This is a genomic window from Mesorhizobium sp. BAC0120, assembly GCF_033542235.1.
Taxonomy (GTDB): Bacteria; Pseudomonadota; Alphaproteobacteria; order Rhizobiales; family Rhizobiaceae; genus JAWRCU01.
The window spans coordinates 73,175-86,680 of the sequence record NZ_JAWRCU010000012.1 but is presented as its reverse complement, the minus strand read 5'-3'; the positions used below and the strand labels follow the sequence as shown (position 1 = coordinate 86,680).

17 protein-coding genes are annotated in these 13,506 nt (G+C 62.1%); 8 read left to right on the top strand and 9 right to left on the bottom strand.

What is annotated here, in order from left to right:
• Window positions 1-349 precede the first annotated feature (349 nt).
• Window positions 350-3,031, top strand: a complete 2,682-nt coding sequence (locus SAZ10_RS23865) for a bifunctional acetate--CoA ligase family protein/GNAT family N-acetyltransferase (RefSeq protein ID WP_318611892.1) — start codon at window positions 350-352, stop codon at window positions 3,029-3,031.
• Window positions 3,032-3,160: 129 nt separating this feature from the next.
• On the opposite strand, the gene SAZ10_RS23860 is transcribed toward SAZ10_RS23865, so the two are convergent.
• Entirely contained in the window at window positions 3,161-3,613 is a 453-nt protein-coding gene (locus tag SAZ10_RS23860) for a pyridoxamine 5'-phosphate oxidase family protein (RefSeq protein WP_318611891.1), read from the bottom strand.
• A 351-nt stretch (window positions 3,614-3,964) separates the two neighbouring features.
• On the opposite strand from SAZ10_RS23860, the gene SAZ10_RS23855 reads away from it, so the two are divergent.
• Window positions 3,965-4,132, top strand: a complete 168-nt coding sequence (locus SAZ10_RS23855) for a hypothetical protein (RefSeq protein ID WP_318611890.1) — start codon at window positions 3,965-3,967, stop codon at window positions 4,130-4,132.
• Window positions 4,133-4,183: 51 nt separating this feature from the next.
• On the opposite strand, the gene SAZ10_RS23850 is transcribed toward SAZ10_RS23855, so the two are convergent.
• From SAZ10_RS23850 to SAZ10_RS23840, 3 genes are all read right to left on the bottom strand, one after another.
• Complete coding sequence (locus tag SAZ10_RS23850) at window positions 4,184-4,873, bottom strand: phosphoribosyltransferase (RefSeq protein ID WP_318611889.1); 690 nt, start codon at window positions 4,871-4,873, stop codon at window positions 4,184-4,186.
• 3 nt (window positions 4,874-4,876) lie between these two features.
• The gene (locus SAZ10_RS23845) at window positions 4,877-5,305 is read right to left on the bottom strand and encodes a DUF2267 domain-containing protein (protein ID WP_318611888.1); all 429 of its coding nucleotides are present in this window, start codon (window positions 5,303-5,305) and stop codon (window positions 4,877-4,879) included.
• 139 nt (window positions 5,306-5,444) lie between these two features.
• The gene (locus tag SAZ10_RS23840) at window positions 5,445-5,969 is read right to left on the bottom strand and encodes an Hsp20/alpha crystallin family protein (protein ID WP_318611887.1); all 525 of its coding nucleotides are present in this window, start codon (window positions 5,967-5,969) and stop codon (window positions 5,445-5,447) included.
• A 385-nt stretch (window positions 5,970-6,354) separates the two neighbouring features.
• Here SAZ10_RS23840 and SAZ10_RS23835 point away from each other — a divergent pair, with 385 nt between their 5' ends.
• The 3 genes from SAZ10_RS23835 to SAZ10_RS23825 all read left to right on the top strand — a co-directional run bounded on the left by SAZ10_RS23835 (window position 6,355) and on the right by SAZ10_RS23825 (window position 8,006).
• Window positions 6,355-6,627, top strand: a complete 273-nt coding sequence (locus SAZ10_RS23835) for a cytochrome c (RefSeq protein ID WP_318611996.1) — start codon at window positions 6,355-6,357, stop codon at window positions 6,625-6,627.
• Entirely contained in the window at window positions 6,624-7,457 is an 834-nt protein-coding gene (locus tag SAZ10_RS23830) for a universal stress protein (protein WP_318611886.1), read from the top strand. Before SAZ10_RS23835 ends, SAZ10_RS23830 begins: the two co-directional genes overlap by 4 nt.
• Window positions 7,458-7,763: 306 nt before the next feature.
• Window positions 7,764-8,006 carry a hypothetical protein gene (locus SAZ10_RS23825; RefSeq protein ID WP_318611885.1) on the top strand — a complete coding sequence of 81 codons (243 nt, stop codon included), beginning with the start codon at window positions 7,764-7,766 and terminating at the stop codon, window positions 8,004-8,006.
• 361 nt (window positions 8,007-8,367) lie between these two features.
• Here the strand turns inward: SAZ10_RS23825 and SAZ10_RS23820 are convergent, their stop codons facing one another.
• Together SAZ10_RS23820 and SAZ10_RS23815 are read right to left on the bottom strand one after the other, a co-directional pair.
• Window positions 8,368-8,931 (bottom strand): cytochrome b/b6 domain-containing protein, encoded by a 564-nt coding sequence (locus SAZ10_RS23820; protein ID WP_318611884.1) that lies wholly within the window; start codon window positions 8,929-8,931, stop codon window positions 8,368-8,370.
• Window positions 8,928-9,212, bottom strand: coding sequence for a PepSY domain-containing protein (locus SAZ10_RS23815; protein WP_318611883.1), 285 nt, complete (start codon window positions 9,210-9,212; stop codon window positions 8,928-8,930). The genes SAZ10_RS23820 and SAZ10_RS23815 overlap by 4 nt, the downstream gene beginning before the upstream one ends.
• A 133-nt stretch (window positions 9,213-9,345) precedes the next feature.
• On the opposite strand from SAZ10_RS23815, the gene SAZ10_RS23810 reads away from it, so the two are divergent.
• The 3 genes from SAZ10_RS23810 to SAZ10_RS23800 are packed head-to-tail and all read left to right on the top strand — an operon-like array spanning window position 9,346 to window position 11,743.
• The gene (locus SAZ10_RS23810; RefSeq protein WP_318611882.1) at window positions 9,346-9,678 is read left to right on the top strand and encodes a PepSY domain-containing protein; all 333 of its coding nucleotides are present in this window, start codon (window positions 9,346-9,348) and stop codon (window positions 9,676-9,678) included.
• A gap of 2 nt (window positions 9,679-9,680) precedes the next feature.
• Window positions 9,681-10,340: a response regulator transcription factor gene (locus tag SAZ10_RS23805; RefSeq protein ID WP_318611881.1), complete on the top strand. Its 660-nt coding sequence runs from the start codon at window positions 9,681-9,683 to the stop codon at window positions 10,338-10,340.
• Window positions 10,337-11,743, top strand: a complete 1,407-nt coding sequence (locus tag SAZ10_RS23800) for a HAMP domain-containing sensor histidine kinase (RefSeq protein WP_318611880.1) — start codon at window positions 10,337-10,339, stop codon at window positions 11,741-11,743. The genes SAZ10_RS23805 and SAZ10_RS23800 overlap by 4 nt, the downstream gene beginning before the upstream one ends.
• A 71-nt stretch (window positions 11,744-11,814) precedes the next feature.
• Here SAZ10_RS23800 and SAZ10_RS23795 read toward each other — a convergent pair whose 3' ends face one another.
• From SAZ10_RS23795 to SAZ10_RS23785, 3 genes are all read right to left on the bottom strand, one after another.
• Window positions 11,815-12,231, bottom strand: a complete 417-nt coding sequence (locus SAZ10_RS23795; RefSeq protein ID WP_318611879.1) for an EF-hand domain-containing protein — start codon at window positions 12,229-12,231, stop codon at window positions 11,815-11,817.
• A 153-nt stretch (window positions 12,232-12,384) separates the two neighbouring features.
• On the bottom strand, window positions 12,385-12,792 hold the full coding sequence (locus SAZ10_RS23790; protein WP_318611878.1) for a translational machinery protein: 408 nt from the start codon (window positions 12,790-12,792) through the stop codon (window positions 12,385-12,387).
• Window positions 12,793-12,794: 2 nt separating this feature from the next.
• Window positions 12,795-13,307: a pyridoxamine 5'-phosphate oxidase family protein gene (locus SAZ10_RS23785; protein ID WP_318611877.1), complete on the bottom strand. Its 513-nt coding sequence runs from the start codon at window positions 13,305-13,307 to the stop codon at window positions 12,795-12,797.
• Window positions 13,308-13,506 lie beyond the last annotated feature (199 nt).

Sequence of the window (13,506 nt, the reverse complement as noted above, 5' to 3'; positions counted from 1 at the left end):
CCCCGGACGATCGCCTTGATTCAAAGCAATCACGCTTCAGGCCTCGTTTCGCGCCTCGGCTCCGGACGGGATAATCGTTCCCGAGCCCACTATTGCGTCGCGGGAAGGCGAACTTCGCTCAATAATCCAGGACATGCGCGAGGTCCGGATTTTGACAATGGCCATCGAAACGATGGAATCGGCCCCGGCGAGCCCAATTTTCGCTGCTGACATAGTCGGCCATCCAGCCCTACTTAATTGTCCAAAGCGGAGCCTCGTCTCGGGTCGTGGCACGCACTACCGCTTTGATCCAGAGCAACGACGGTTCGGGCTTCGTTTTGGACCATGCAGAAAGACAGGAGATCGAGCATTGACGATCCGAAACCTTGAGCACGTCGTCCATCCGAAATCAGTCGCTGTAATAGGCGGATCGGTACGAACGGGATCCGTCGGCCACGTGGTCGCGAGAAACATCGTCGAAGCCGGATTCGAAGGCGAGATTTGGCCTGTAAATCCCAAATACGGCGAAGTGGCGGGACGTCGTTGCTATCGCAATGTCAGTGATTTGCCCGGCGTACCCGATCTCGGGGTAATTGTAACGCCACCCCGCACTGTTCCCAAGATCATCCACGAGCTCGGCGAAAAGGGCACCCGCGCTGCTGTCGTCATCACCGCCGGGCTGACCCGCGAGAACGGATTGAGGCAGGCGATGCTCGACGCCGCCAAGCCAAACCTTTTCCGTATCGTCGGTCCGAACACGGTGGGGCTGATGATCCCATCGGCGAAGCTCAACGCAAGCTTCGCCCATGTCGCGGCAAAGCCGGGAAACATCGCGCTTCTCTCGCAGTCCGGAGCCATCACGACGGGCCTGATAGACTGGGCGGCCGACAACGACATCGGTTTTTCACACATCGTCTCGCTGGGCGACATGGCCGACGTGGACGTCGGGGACTGGCTCGACATGCTTGCGGGAGATTCCAGGGCTCGCGCAATCGTGATGTATCTCGAGACGATACCCAACGCGCGCAAGTTCATGTCGGCCGCGCGTGCGGCTTCCCGCATAAAGCCCGTGATCGCCATCAAATCGGGGCGGCATGCAGCGGCTGCCAAAGCAGCGGCAACCCATACCGGCGCGCTTTCGGGTGCGGACAAGGTCGCCGACGCGGCCCTGCGGCGAGCCGGCATCCTGCGTGTCGACGGCCTCAGCGAGCTGTTCCACGCGGTCGAAGCGACGGCCCGTTTCGCGCCGCTCCAGCGAAGCCGCGTAGCCATCGTGACCAATGGCGGTGGCGCCGGCGTATTGGCGGTCGACCAGCTGATCGAGGGCAAAGGCGAACTGGCGGAGCTCTCGCCGGAGACGCTCGCCAGGCTGGGCAAGTTGCTGCCGCCGACATGGTCGCACGGCAATCCTGTCGACATCATCGGCGATGCACCCCCGGATCGATATCGCGTAGGCGTCGAGGCAGTGGCCGCGGAAGCTGGTGTCGATGCGCTCCTGGTGCTGAACTGCCCGACGGCGCTTGCCTCGTCGAGCGACGCAGCGAAGGCAGTCGCCGGGCTCGCCGACCACGGACGCATCAATGGCAAGCCGATCCTCACCTGCTGGCTCGGCGAGCGAACCGCGCGAGACGGGCGCCGCATCCTTCGCGAGGCAGGTGTTGCGAGCTATGAGACACCGGCCGACGCTGCCACCGCGCTGTCATATCTCAGCAATTGGTCACGGGCGCAGAAGGCGCTGATGCGGGTGCCGTCGAGCCGCAGCGAAGATATCGCCGGCAATTACGAAGCGGCTCGCCTGGTGTTCCGGCAAGCGGCAAAGGAGGGGCGCCACGTGCTGACCGAGCCGGAAGCGAAAGCAGCCCTCTCCGCATATGGCATCCCCATCGCAGAGACTGTGATCGCCAAAACGCCACAAGGCGCCGGCAGCGCAGCAAAGCGATTGCTCGCACGCTCGGAAGCCGTCGTCGTGAAGCTTCTGTCGACGTCGATCACGCACAAGTCCGATGTCGGCGGCGTGGCGCTGAACATCGCCACTCCCGAGGCTGCAGTGGAGGCTGCAGCCGCTATCGCGGAGCGGGTGGGGAAACAAGCGCCAAACGCAACGATCGACGGCTTTGCCGTCCAGCCGATGGTGGTTCGCAAAGACGCGCAGGAGCTCATCCTGGGCATGACCCGCGATCCCATTTTCGGCCCAGTGATCCTGTTCGGCGCAGGCGGCGTCGCGGTCGAGCTCCTGGACGACACTCAAGTCGCGTTGCCCCCCCTCGACGATGTTCTGGCGGAAGATCTCATCGCAGGCACGCGTGTGGGGCGGCTCTTAGCCGGTTTTCGCGACCACAGACCTGCAGATCGAACGGCGATCGCGAAAGCACTCAACAGCCTGTCGCAGATGACTGTCGATTTCCCCTGCGTCGTCTCGGCCGACGTCAATCCTCTGCTTGCCAACGCCGACGGCGTGATCGCACTCGATGCTCGAATAGAGATCGATCCGAAGGCCGTCGAAGAGCTCGGTCCCAATCCCGCGCTTGCCATCCGGCCCTACCCGTCGGCGTGGGCAGCCGATTTTTCGTCGGGCAGCTCGCGCTATCATATCCGTCCGATCAAACCGGCCGACATCGACCTCTATCCCGATTTCTTTGCGAAGGTCTCGCCCGATGACATCCGGCTGCGCTTCCTGGCATCGCGCAAGAGTTTTGACGAGGCTATGCTGAAGCGCCTCACGCAACTCGATTACGATCGCGACATCGCCTTCGTAGTGCTGGAGTCGGAGAGCGGGTCGCTGGCCGGAGTCGGCCGGCTGTCATGCGATCCCGACCGTTCGAAGGGCGAGTACGCATTGCTCGTGCGGACCGATCAGCAGGGTCATGGACTTGGCTGGAGGCTGCTCAAGCAGATCGTCGACTATGCCAAGGCGGAAGGAATAGGGTCGATCGAAGGATTTGTGCTCAGCGAGAACGAGAAGATGCTTCAGATGTGCAGAGAATTCGGATTTTCCGTAATGCATCACCCGGAACAGCCGGGCCTCTCGATCGTCACCCTCGAACTCGGCTGAGCGAGCCCTGGACGGGCGTGCGTTCGCCACGGCGCTCTTTTCTATCGGTCACCCATCGCATTTGCCCCAACAGCAGCTGCGCGCTTTTCGCTGACGCGGTCGTTCGGTTCCGTCCGAAGCGCTGCTCGTCTACCGCCCTTCCTTCGCCTCGCGCCCCGAAACTCGATCGATAAGGATCCGGTAAAAGATATGCTCGGAGTGGTTCGACAAAGGCGGCGTCACAGGCTTCAGCGCGCCGGGCTCCCACCAGTTGGCATGCTTGCTGAGCAACGCCCAGCATCGGTCACGCTCGACCTTGTGACCAACGCTGTCCGGCAATTCTTCGTATCGGCCTTCGATGACCACGCTCTTCCATTCCCTCCCGCGCTCCTTCTCCTCGACCAATAGCGAGACTATTGCATTGGCCCGCATCCATTCAATCTTCCTGCCGGGCATGGAGAATGCGTAAAGGGCGTGATCCCAGTAGGCATAGTAGATCGGGACGACATAGGGACGTTCCTCTTTCGCACAGGCAAGATATGCGATGCGGTGATCAGACAGCACCTGGGTGCATTCGGCCGGACTGAGAACACGTATCCACATAGCTCCATTCCTTCATGCAGCGATGCAGCGAAGTACGGTGCCTCCACAAGCGGAGGCCGGCGTTGATCCGCATCAATCTGCTGGTCAATCGATGTAGAAGCGATTTCAATCGCGACAACATTCGACAGCGTCGGCTCAAAGAAAGGGCGGCGGCTGATCGGAGAGGGGTAGGACCTGCCGCCGCCGGTCTGTCGGGGCGGGGGACGGGGCCCTGACGGACGAGAATTGACATATGATGCTCCGGCAGAATGCGGATGGCGTTGATCCATATCAACCCAAGGTGACTAGACTCCCTGCCCTGCCCTGACCTATCGTTTGTTAAAGATCGGGGATGGCCTTCGAGGGAGCGCCATGGTGGACCGCCACAACAAGTTCGTCCACGCCGAGAACATGAAGGATTTCCAGCGAAGGCTGGAAACCGAGGCAGATCCGGACAAGCGCCGACTGTTGGAGCAGCTCTTAGCCGAGGAGGCAGCCAACAAGCTGCCTCACCCGAAGCCTAACGATCCAGACGAATAGTCCGGCGCTTCTGTAAAGTCTGCAAGGTCGGCATACTGCTCCTTGCAAGCGTCATATGATCATTGAGCTGTCGGCATCGCCGCGTTTCGATGGCTGAAACGGTTCCTGCGCAGCCTCTTGCAGCACGCCGGCCACCTCTTCATCCGTCAACTGAGGGAAGCGCAGATAGTGATAACCGAGCGCCCTGAAACGTGCCGGCTGGCTGATGCAGGCGACCCGATCCACTTCCTGGGCGAGTTCCGCCAGCGTGTCTCGCGGAGCCACGGGAAGAGCAACGACGATTTGTCGAGGTGAGCGACGCTTCAGCGCGCGAATTGCAACCTTCATTGTCGTTCCGGTCGCGGCACCGTCATCGACAAGAATCGCGGTTTTCCCGGCGATGGACAGTGGGTGCCGCGAGCCGCGATAGGCGACCCGGCGTCGATCCAGTTCCGGCCGCTCGCGCTTGATCATCTCCGCCAGTTCGGTATCGCTGAGGGAATAGGCCTCGATGACCTCGCGATTGAGGACGACATCCGGCGGATCGCCGTCGACGATTGCGGCAGCCGCAAGCTCCGGATTACCCGGCGCCCCCACCTTCCGTACGATGAGGACGTCAAGCGGAGCGTGCAGCGTCCTTGCCACCTCAGTGCCCACCGGAACCCCGCCGCGGGGAAGCGCGAGGACCACCGGCTGGCCCAGGCGGAGCCTTGCCAGCTCTTCCGCCAATACCCTGCCAGCGTGCCGCCTGTCTTCGAACATCGGTCAATGCGCCGGCCACAGTTCGCGTAGCGACTTCTTCATCGAATTCCTGACCTCGACGATCTCACCATGCGAGATGTGCCGGTCGAGCAGCTTGAAGACCGCATTGATAGCCGTGTCGAAGTCTATATTGGTCTCGAACCCGAAGCTCTTCTCAACGCGGATGACGAAATCCCGCTTCTTGCGCTCCGTCGCCGGCGAGAGAGATGGATCCCACCCCTCGAAGTAGATGCCACGGATGAGGAGCGGAAGCTGGGCCGACAGATCGGCCGCCTCTTCCGGCGAGAGCCAGTCCCGCAAAGCCGTAAGGACGGCCTTGAGAAGGTGGTATGCGCGATGCACATTCCAGTCGAGATCCTCGGCCAGCTCGTTCACCCATTGCTGCGCTTGCTGAGCCGCGTAGGAGAAACTCGAGATTGAGGTCTGGGTCATGATCGTCATTCCTCGTTCGGTCGAGGCCAGTTTCAGAAAGCATCCGTCACGCGCACCACGCCTGCCTGATGGCGCCGGAGATCCGGACGGTGTCGGCTCGCCGTTCACATCGCGCGCCGACACTCCCATGACGTAGCCGTCAGGCGGCCTTCACCGAGATCTTCTTCTCGGCCTTTTGTGCTTCGGCGGTCTTGGGGAGCTTGACGGTAAGCACGCCCTTGGCGAAACTTGCCTCGATCTTGTCGATGTCGATGCCTTGCGGCAAAGTGAAAGAGCGCTGGAAGGCGCCGTAACGGCGCTCGGACAAGTAATAGTCCTTCTGCTTGTCTTCCTTCTCTTCCTTCTTCTCGCCCTTGATCGTCATCGTATGGTTGGCGACCTTGATCTCGACATTGTTCTCGTCGATGCCGGGCAGCTCGGCAGAGATCTCGTATTCCTTCTCCTTTTCGACCAGATCCATCGCGGGGGCGACAGTCCAGTCATCCCGGAACCTCGGTGTCTCGAAGCGGAAGACGGAACGGCCCGATGGCAGGCGCCAATCAAATGGGTGCAACTCGTCGAACAGCCGGTCGATTTCACGCCGCAGGCTGTCGAAGGGCGCCCATTCCGCGGTCTTCGGAGTGGTCTTCTCGGTCTTCACGGGCATTCTGGTGGCTTCGGTCATGATTCAACTCCATCGAAAGACGTTCTGGTGCAGGCCGTGCAGGATTTCGGTGTTTCGCGAGCGACGAAGCTGGAAATCTGCAATCCGCCTGCTGGGTGCGATGTCATCAGGCCACCCTGCAGCTCGCTCACAGAACGGCAGTTCGACCCTGGCATCATTGATGCGGATCAAAGTGCGACCTAAAGAAATCAACTGGCCGGCATGCATCAGTCGAACCGATCCTCGGCATGACTGGAATTCGCGAACTCTCCGCGAAGTTGATCGAGATCAACACGAACGGAGATCTTCAAGCTAGACTTCATGCATGCTTACAGCCCTCACCCGATTTGAATCGTGCAAGCGAGCGGGAGCCTTCGCGTGCGCGGCCTTGCTCTCTTTGGCCGCGATGCCAGGGCGGGCGGACTCCGTCGTTGCGCGGGGCAGAACGCTGGTCGAAGCAAATTGCGCGCGCTGTCATGCCGTCGGCTCGAACGACAAGAGCCCTCACCCGGATGCGCCGGCGTTCAGAACTCTGTCCAGCCGATATCCGGTCGAGGATCTGGCAGAATCGCTGGCGGAGGGTATTTCGACAGGTCACCCGGATATGCCTGAATTCGTCGCGTCCCCCGATCAGATCGACGCCATCATCGCCTATCTCAGGAGCTTGCAACCCCGATGAAAAGCGCTTTTCGGGACAATGCCGATCGGACGACCAGCGGACCGCGCTGCATGCTTGTCGGGCTTTCGTCGCAGTCAACGTTCCGGGAAACGGCGGCGCTGCGATATGCGACCAGGCTTGCCGCCGACAACCGGTCAGTGCTGTCGCTCTGCGTGTTCCCTTCCGCTTTCGACTCGCGGGCTGCCGGCGCCCGTGCCGAGGAAGAGGGACAGCCGCTCGCATCCGTAACCTTGCATGGTGCGGGCAAATTCATAGCGCATTCAGGCGTGGAACTGATCTGCGAGCACACCGCTTCCGAACCGAGCACCCGGTTCGCACAGCTCGCAAGGGTTCACGACGTGTCCGTTCTCGATGCGGCGGAGGCAGGCGAGGCGGGCCGCGAAGCTATCGAAGATGCGCTCTTCGATAGCGGCCGGCCCGTTCTCGTCATCCCGAAACATGGCGGCAGGCCAGAGCCGCGGCGCATAGCCGTTGCCTGGGACGGCAGCGCTCGCGCGGCGCGGGCTGTCGGTGACGCACTGATGTTTCTGCGTTCAGCCGAAATGGTAGTTGCCGTAACGGTCACCGGAGAGAAGGACCTCTCCAGAATGGCGCCGGGCGCCGATCTCGCGTCCTATCTCTCCATGCACGAAATCGACTGCAAGCTCGCGACCCTGGCGGCAAGGCAGGCAGATGTGGCGGAACGCATGCGCCTGTTCGTCGCCGAAGAAGACATCGACATGATCGTGATGGGGGCATTCGTGCACTCGCGCTTTCGGGAGGCAATCTTGGGCGGCGTCACGCGGTCGCTGCTCGACCATGGGCCAGTGCCTCTGTTCATGTCGCATTAGCCTTGGACTAGAGCCTAACCGACTGAAGCTGTCGGCGGCGGTGAGTGGCGTGGAAGTCGGCCTGCGCTCCAAATGGGGGTTGCCAGGTGAGGTCGAGGTCGCTTATCACCTTGTCGGCTGGCCCTCGCAGAAGCGACGCTTAAGTTCAGCGCCGACCGTCGCCGCTACAATCCAGAAACAAAAATCAACAAATCGGAAAAATTCGGGAAAAGCCGCGCGGCCATAAATGCTACGCGGTCGCCGGATGGCAGGCGCCGCCCCGCACCGGGGATGCCGATGCATCGTGCTCTCGACTGTGGGATTGCAATGCCGACGACTGCTTGGATCGCAGCCGGCAGCGCGCCGTCCCTCGCCAAGGTCACGGTCACCCGGCCTGAGCGTTGCAGCCGGCTCAGCCGGCAGGTCGACGACGCCATCAAGGCAAAACCCGCGGACAAGCAGGTCGCCGCGGTGAGCGTGCTTCAGAAGAAAGGAGTCCGGCTGTGTGAGCAATACAAGCGGGCACAAGAATCCGGACCCTCGCGAAAGCTCTCAAGCTGCTCGGAGTGAAGCCGATCGACATCGATTGAACCAGCTCCATGGCCTGCGGAAACTCAGCATGACAGGAAATCGTCTATGAAAAAGTCGTTCCTCACTGCTCTGGGCCTCGCCCTCGGGCTTGCCTTCATGGCACCACTTCTCGCGACCACTAACGCGAATGCCCAAACCACACCGGCCACACCGCACACCCAAACGCAGCGTAGCGGGCAACATTCCGGTTCGGCCGCTCAGCACAGGCATGTCAAGAAGAAGAGGCACACCTCCTCCTCCGCCGCCCCCAGCACGACCAAGAAGACGACGCCCTGACAAAGGCGGCGGGGGCGCCACCGCCGCAGTCTAGCTGGCCGGTGCTCGCCGGCCAGTTCTTCGATCAATCCCGCCGCTTCACTCCGGTGAACATGGAGCGTACCAGATTCTCGCGGTGTTCGATGCTGGCCAGCACGACGCCGCCGACGTGAAGCGCGATGAGGCCGAGCGTCACATAGACCATGCTCTTGTGCAGTTCCTCGACCCATTCAACGCCCCAGTAGGCATCGGTCGTCATCATGTAGCCGGTTCCAGCGATGGTCGCGTTCGCCGCGAGCAATGCCAGGATCATCGCGCCGCCGGCCGGGTTGTGGCCAAGATGGCGCGGTGCACGGAAGGCCAGGGCATCCCTGAGGTAGCGGAGCGTCGCCATGGGGCCGCGGATGAAGCTTGCGAAGCGGGCGTATTTCGGGCCGGCTATGCCCCACAGGATGCGGAATGCAACAAGGCCGCCGACGATATAGCCCGCGACGATATGAGCGCCCTTCCACTCGTCGCCCGTGAAGAAGGCGAAAGCGAAAGATCCGACCAGCGACCAGTGGAAGAGCCGCACCAGCGGGTCCCAGACCTGGACCATGGCCGGCCGCGATATGCGGCCGACATCGATCACATTGGTTTCGGCGCTCATCCCTCTTCGTCCTCGCCGCCGACCACCTCGCCGGTCACGGGATTGACGAGCTTCTCAACCTTGGCGCCGTCCTTGGTGACGGCATAAACCTCATAGCAGCCGCCCTCGACCTTGACCTGTCGCACCTTTGTCCCATCTGCGCCGAACTTCGCCTTGATCGCATCCTTGCTCATCCACTGGCTCTCGGCCGCATTGCCGCACTTGTGCTTGTCCTCGGCAGAGGCACTGCCGATACCTGCAACAACGGCCAACAATGCGAGGGTGGAAATCAATGTGCGCATTCCGCTTCCTTTCTTTCGTCGAAATTATCGCTTGGTTGCGATGGCAGCGTTTTCGACGACGCGCGGTGACGGAGCGCTGAGCACGGTCGTCAGCGATTTGTCATTTCAACGATGCGAACGGATGCCGATGGGCGTGGCGACGAAGGTTGGAAGCATGTGCTGCGGAATTGCGCTGGTGCTTGCCACCGCCGCTTTCTGCTTTGCAGAGGATCAGCACCAGGACCGACACAGGAGTGCCGAGCGAGCGAGGCGGGGCGCCGAATCGGGCGAGTTCCTGCCGCTTGCTGAAATCGTCGCTGGGGTGCGCGAGCGATATCCGGGCGAGATTGTCGAAACCGAGCTCGAGTCGGAAGGCAGCCGGCCCTACTACGAATTCCACATCCTGCTGGAGGGCGGCCACCTGATCGAAGTCAAAGTCGACGCCCGCAATGGCCGCTACATGGCACTGAAGGCCGACGACGATTGATCATGCGCATTCTGCTGGTGGAAGACGATCCCCGCATACGAGCCGACCTTACGGCAGCGCTCGAGGCCCATCATTATGTGGTCGATTGCGTGCGAGACGGCGAGCAAGCGTGGTTCAAGGGCGACACGGAAGACTACGCCGCCGTCGTCCTGGATCTCGGCCTGCCGCAGATGGACGGGATGTCGGTACTCAAACGCTGGCGGGCGAGCGGCCGCGATTTTCCCGTGCTTGTACTGACCGCGCGCGGCACCTGGAGCGAGCGTGTCGAGGGGATCGACGCCGGTGCCGACGACTATCTGCCGAAACCATTCGCCATGGAAGAGCTGCTCGCGCGGCTGCGGGCAATTCTGCGCCGGCGCAGCGGCCTTGCAAATCCGCTCATTCGCACAGGAAACATTACGCTCGATACGCGCCTGATGCGCGTCTCCAGGAATGGCGTCCCGCTCGCCCTCTCCCCTCAGGAGTACCGACTGATTTCATACCTTATGCACCAGCGCGGTCGAATCGTCCCGCAACAGGAACTCGCCGAGCAACTTCAGGGCGAACTCTACGATCGCGAATCGAATGCGGTCGAAGTTCTGGTCGGCCGCGTCCGCCGCAAGCTGGGGGCCGACGTCATCGAGACCCACCGCGGCTTCGGCTATTCGATCTGCGAGCCATGAAGCTGCTGCAATCGATCCGGCTGCGGCTGCTGCTCTTTTCGCTGATCGGAACAGCAGTGGCAGTGGCAATCGCCGGAGCCGGCATCGTCACCCTGTTCGGACGGCATGTGGAACGCCGTATCGAGCAGGAGCTCGATACCTATATCGATACGCTTTCCGGCAATCTGCGCGTCGGCGCTGACGGCCGCTTGACCATCGCGCGCGAGCCCGCCGACGCCAGGTTCATGAGGCCGTTTGGCGGGCTCTACTGGCAGGTGCTGGACGAGAGCAACGGTGCCCTGCTCAGATCCGTCTCGCTGTGGGATGCGCAGCTTGCCTTGCCTGACGATGCGCTGCAGACAGGCGAGACCCACACCCACCGCTCCAAAGCACCGGACAAGCGCAACGTCATCCTGCACGAGCGGCTGATCCTGCTGGAGACGCCTTCAGGCGAACGTCCCGTCAGGATCAGCGTCGCGGTGAACGAGGCCGAGACAGAGGCTCTGGAGGCCGGGTTCGGGCGCGATCTCCTGCCCGGCCTTGCCCTGCTTGCCGGGGTCTTGCTCGTCGCCGGCTGGTTGCAAGTGGGGGCAGGACTGAAACCCCTTGCCAGAATCCGCTCCGCCATAGCAGCCGTGCGCGAGGGGCGTGCCGAGCGCCTGTCTCTCGCGGCACCGGCCGAGATTGCGCCGCTGGTGGCCGAGGTGAACAGTCTGCTCGAGGCGCAACAAAGTGCGCTGAGCCAGGCCAGGCACCATGCCGCCGACATCGCTCACGGCCTGAAGACGCCGCTCACTGCACTTGCCGGCGATGTGGTCAGGCTGAGGGCCGCACACCAGAACGACGTGGCCGACGATATCGAAGCCGTTGCCCGCCAGATGCAACGTATCGTCGACAGGGAGCTTGCGCGCTCGCGTCGCCGTTATTCCTCGACGACGCTGCGCACACCCGTTCGCCAGACTGTTGAAGCCATAGCGCGAACGCTGGCGCGCACGCCCGCCGGCGAGGCGATCGGCTGGGAAATCGAAATCGATGCAGCACTCGCAGCTGCCGTCGACTCCGACGATCTCAACGACGTCCTCGGCAATCTGATGGAGAATGCGGCGCGCGCGGCACGCGGCCGTGTGCGCATAGGCGCGCTTCTCGAGGACAAGAATATTCAATTCACCGTTGCCGACGACGGTCCGGCAGTCGATCCGGCGGCCATTTCCCGGCTCATCGCGCGCGGCGCGCGACTTGACGAAAGCGGCGGCGGCGCCGGGCTTGGCCTGGCCATCGTCGCCGAAATCCTTGCAGCGCACGACGCGGTACCAAGTTTTGCGCAATCGGATATAGGCGGTCTGGAAGTCTCCTTTCAGCTACGGGGCGCGACCGGCCAGAGGCAGATCATCCAGCAATCGGCAGGACGCGGTCTCCCTCCGTAATAGCCTCGACGCGCTGGTCACAACGCCGGCGCTACCATCCGATCGATGGGGCGTGGCTGGATTTCATGCAGCTACTCCTGCAGGAAGGCGTTCAACTCGTCCAACGTGATCCTGCCGTCGTGGTTCGTGTCGATCAGATCGAAAATGCGCTTTTGGATCGCAGAGATCTCGTCGAAAGAGATGGATCCGTCACCATTCGTATCGGCGATGGCGAAGAGGATCTTCAGCATGTGCTGGGATGGCATATGCGTCCGCATTCTGCCCATTCGGCCGGGAGGCATCATCCCGCCGCCCATCATCCCGCGACCCATCATCTCCATCCCCTGTTGAGGCAGCTGCTGATCCATCTCCTCTTGAGCAGGTGACTGGTCCCCCTGCGGCGCAGGTGACTGGATGCTTCCCCCCTGCGCGAGCACACTGGTTGGGCCCAGACCCAAGATTGCGGCCAGCACTGCGGCGACACGCGCCAAGCTTCCGATCGATGTCATGAATGGCTCCTTTGGGAACAGCTGTGGGCTGCCAGGCCGCGGCTGCAAGGCGGAGCATCGGCGGCGCCACATCCGCTCCTGGTCAGATGATACGTGCGATGCTCGCGGCCTTTCTCAATGAGTCTTCTCCAAGATGTGAAGCCGACGTCTCCGCTAGCGCGGGTGGACACCTTCTCCGCCAAGCATTCGGTCCGCGCCTTTGAAGAAGGCGCGCGCGTGAGCGACAATCTCGCCATCCGTAGGATGGTCGACGGGCTCGATGCCGATGATGCGGGTGGCGAGTCGCGGCTCCTGAGTGCGAACAAAGCTGGCCAGCTCGTCGCGCGCAGAGCTTGGTCCGGTGATCAACCATTCCGCTGCAGGCTCGAGTGCCGCGACGATCTCGCGATAGAAGGATTGGTCGGGTGTGGCGCGTTTTCCCTCGATCGTTCCCGCCTTGTTGTGGGTCTGATGGTGAGGCAGCTCCGTCGAGATCGTCGCCAGGTCGTAGCCATCGCGACTGAGGTAAAAGACCTTGGCCTCGCAGTGATCGAGCCAGATAGCTGCGTGCTGGATTTGCATCGTCATGCTCCCACTGCAAGCAAGTCCGGATGGTGCAGACTTCCACGGCTCGCCGTGATATCGTCGGCATTGACCGCAACGAGATCCGTGTGGCCGAAGCCTCGGCTATAATCCAGGATCGAGACCAGCGACGGCCGCACCCGGAACAGCTTGAGGGCGCTGGCGTCGGGCGGCTGCATCTCGGACAGCTGCGGAAAGCGCTTCAACATCAGCTCCCCGACTGCCGCCTCCTCATGCGCAGTCATCACCTCGCTCGCCTCGCCCGCCATCGAGAGGCCCTGAATCTCTGCCCAACTTTTGTAAGGGGCCGTCATGGTAATCGAGACGCGCCGGTCATGCGCGAGGTTCTTCGCTTTCTGCGCATCCGCAGCGCAGCCGAAATAGATCAGCAGCCCGTCATGGGCGAAGGAAACGACCGTAGCTTGCGGGGCGCCATCCGGACGCACCGTCGCGATGGTCATGTCCGTGCACCGAGAGAGGATTTCGACGATTCGTGCCTGAAAAGACTGTCTCATGGGTTAGCCCTCAATGCTCCACGAGACATGCACTGCCTTGAGCCGGCTTGCTTTGCGCCAGATCAAACGAATCTGCAGTTGCCACGGTTCGGCCGGCATGGAGAGCGACGAGTGAAAACGCTCTGGCTGCCCTCCGCCTACTGGCTGTGCACCGGGTGGAGCCCGGCGACCCGCCCCCTCAGCAGGTCGACAAGCATCG

Coding starts and splice junctions, on each gene's coding strand:
- SAZ10_RS23860 (WP_318611891.1), bottom strand. CDS start 3,613: ATGTGGATACGTGTTCTCAGTCCGGCCGAATGCACCCAGGTGCTGTCT.
- SAZ10_RS23795 (WP_318611879.1), bottom strand. CDS start 12,231: ATGACATCGATCGGAAGCTTGGCGCGTGTCGCCGCAGTGCTGGCCGCA.
- SAZ10_RS23815 (WP_318611883.1), bottom strand. CDS start 9,212: ATGCGCACATTGATTTCCACCCTCGCATTGTTGGCCGTTGTTGCAGGT.
- SAZ10_RS23845 (WP_318611888.1), bottom strand. CDS start 5,305: ATGACCCAGACCTCAATCTCGAGTTTCTCCTACGCGGCTCAGCAAGCG.
- SAZ10_RS23790 (WP_318611878.1), bottom strand. CDS start 12,792: ATGCAAATCCAGCACGCAGCTATCTGGCTCGATCACTGCGAGGCCAAG.
- SAZ10_RS23850 (WP_318611889.1), bottom strand. CDS start 4,873: ATGTTCGAAGACAGGCGGCACGCTGGCAGGGTATTGGCGGAAGAGCTG.
- SAZ10_RS23835 (WP_318611996.1), top strand. CDS start 6,355: ATGCCAGGGCGGGCGGACTCCGTCGTTGCGCGGGGCAGAACGCTGGTC.
- SAZ10_RS23855 (WP_318611890.1), top strand. CDS start 3,965: ATGGTGGACCGCCACAACAAGTTCGTCCACGCCGAGAACATGAAGGAT.
- SAZ10_RS23830 (WP_318611886.1), top strand. CDS start 6,624: ATGAAAAGCGCTTTTCGGGACAATGCCGATCGGACGACCAGCGGACCG.
- SAZ10_RS23800 (WP_318611880.1), top strand. CDS start 10,337: ATGAAGCTGCTGCAATCGATCCGGCTGCGGCTGCTGCTCTTTTCGCTG.
- SAZ10_RS23825 (WP_318611885.1), top strand. CDS start 7,764: ATGCCGACGACTGCTTGGATCGCAGCCGGCAGCGCGCCGTCCCTCGCC.
- SAZ10_RS23820 (WP_318611884.1), bottom strand. CDS start 8,931: ATGAGCGCCGAAACCAATGTGATCGATGTCGGCCGCATATCGCGGCCG.
- SAZ10_RS23785 (WP_318611877.1), bottom strand. CDS start 13,307: ATGAGACAGTCTTTTCAGGCACGAATCGTCGAAATCCTCTCTCGGTGC.
- SAZ10_RS23805 (WP_318611881.1), top strand. CDS start 9,681: ATGCGCATTCTGCTGGTGGAAGACGATCCCCGCATACGAGCCGACCTT.
- SAZ10_RS23840 (WP_318611887.1), bottom strand. CDS start 5,969: ATGACCGAAGCCACCAGAATGCCCGTGAAGACCGAGAAGACCACTCCG.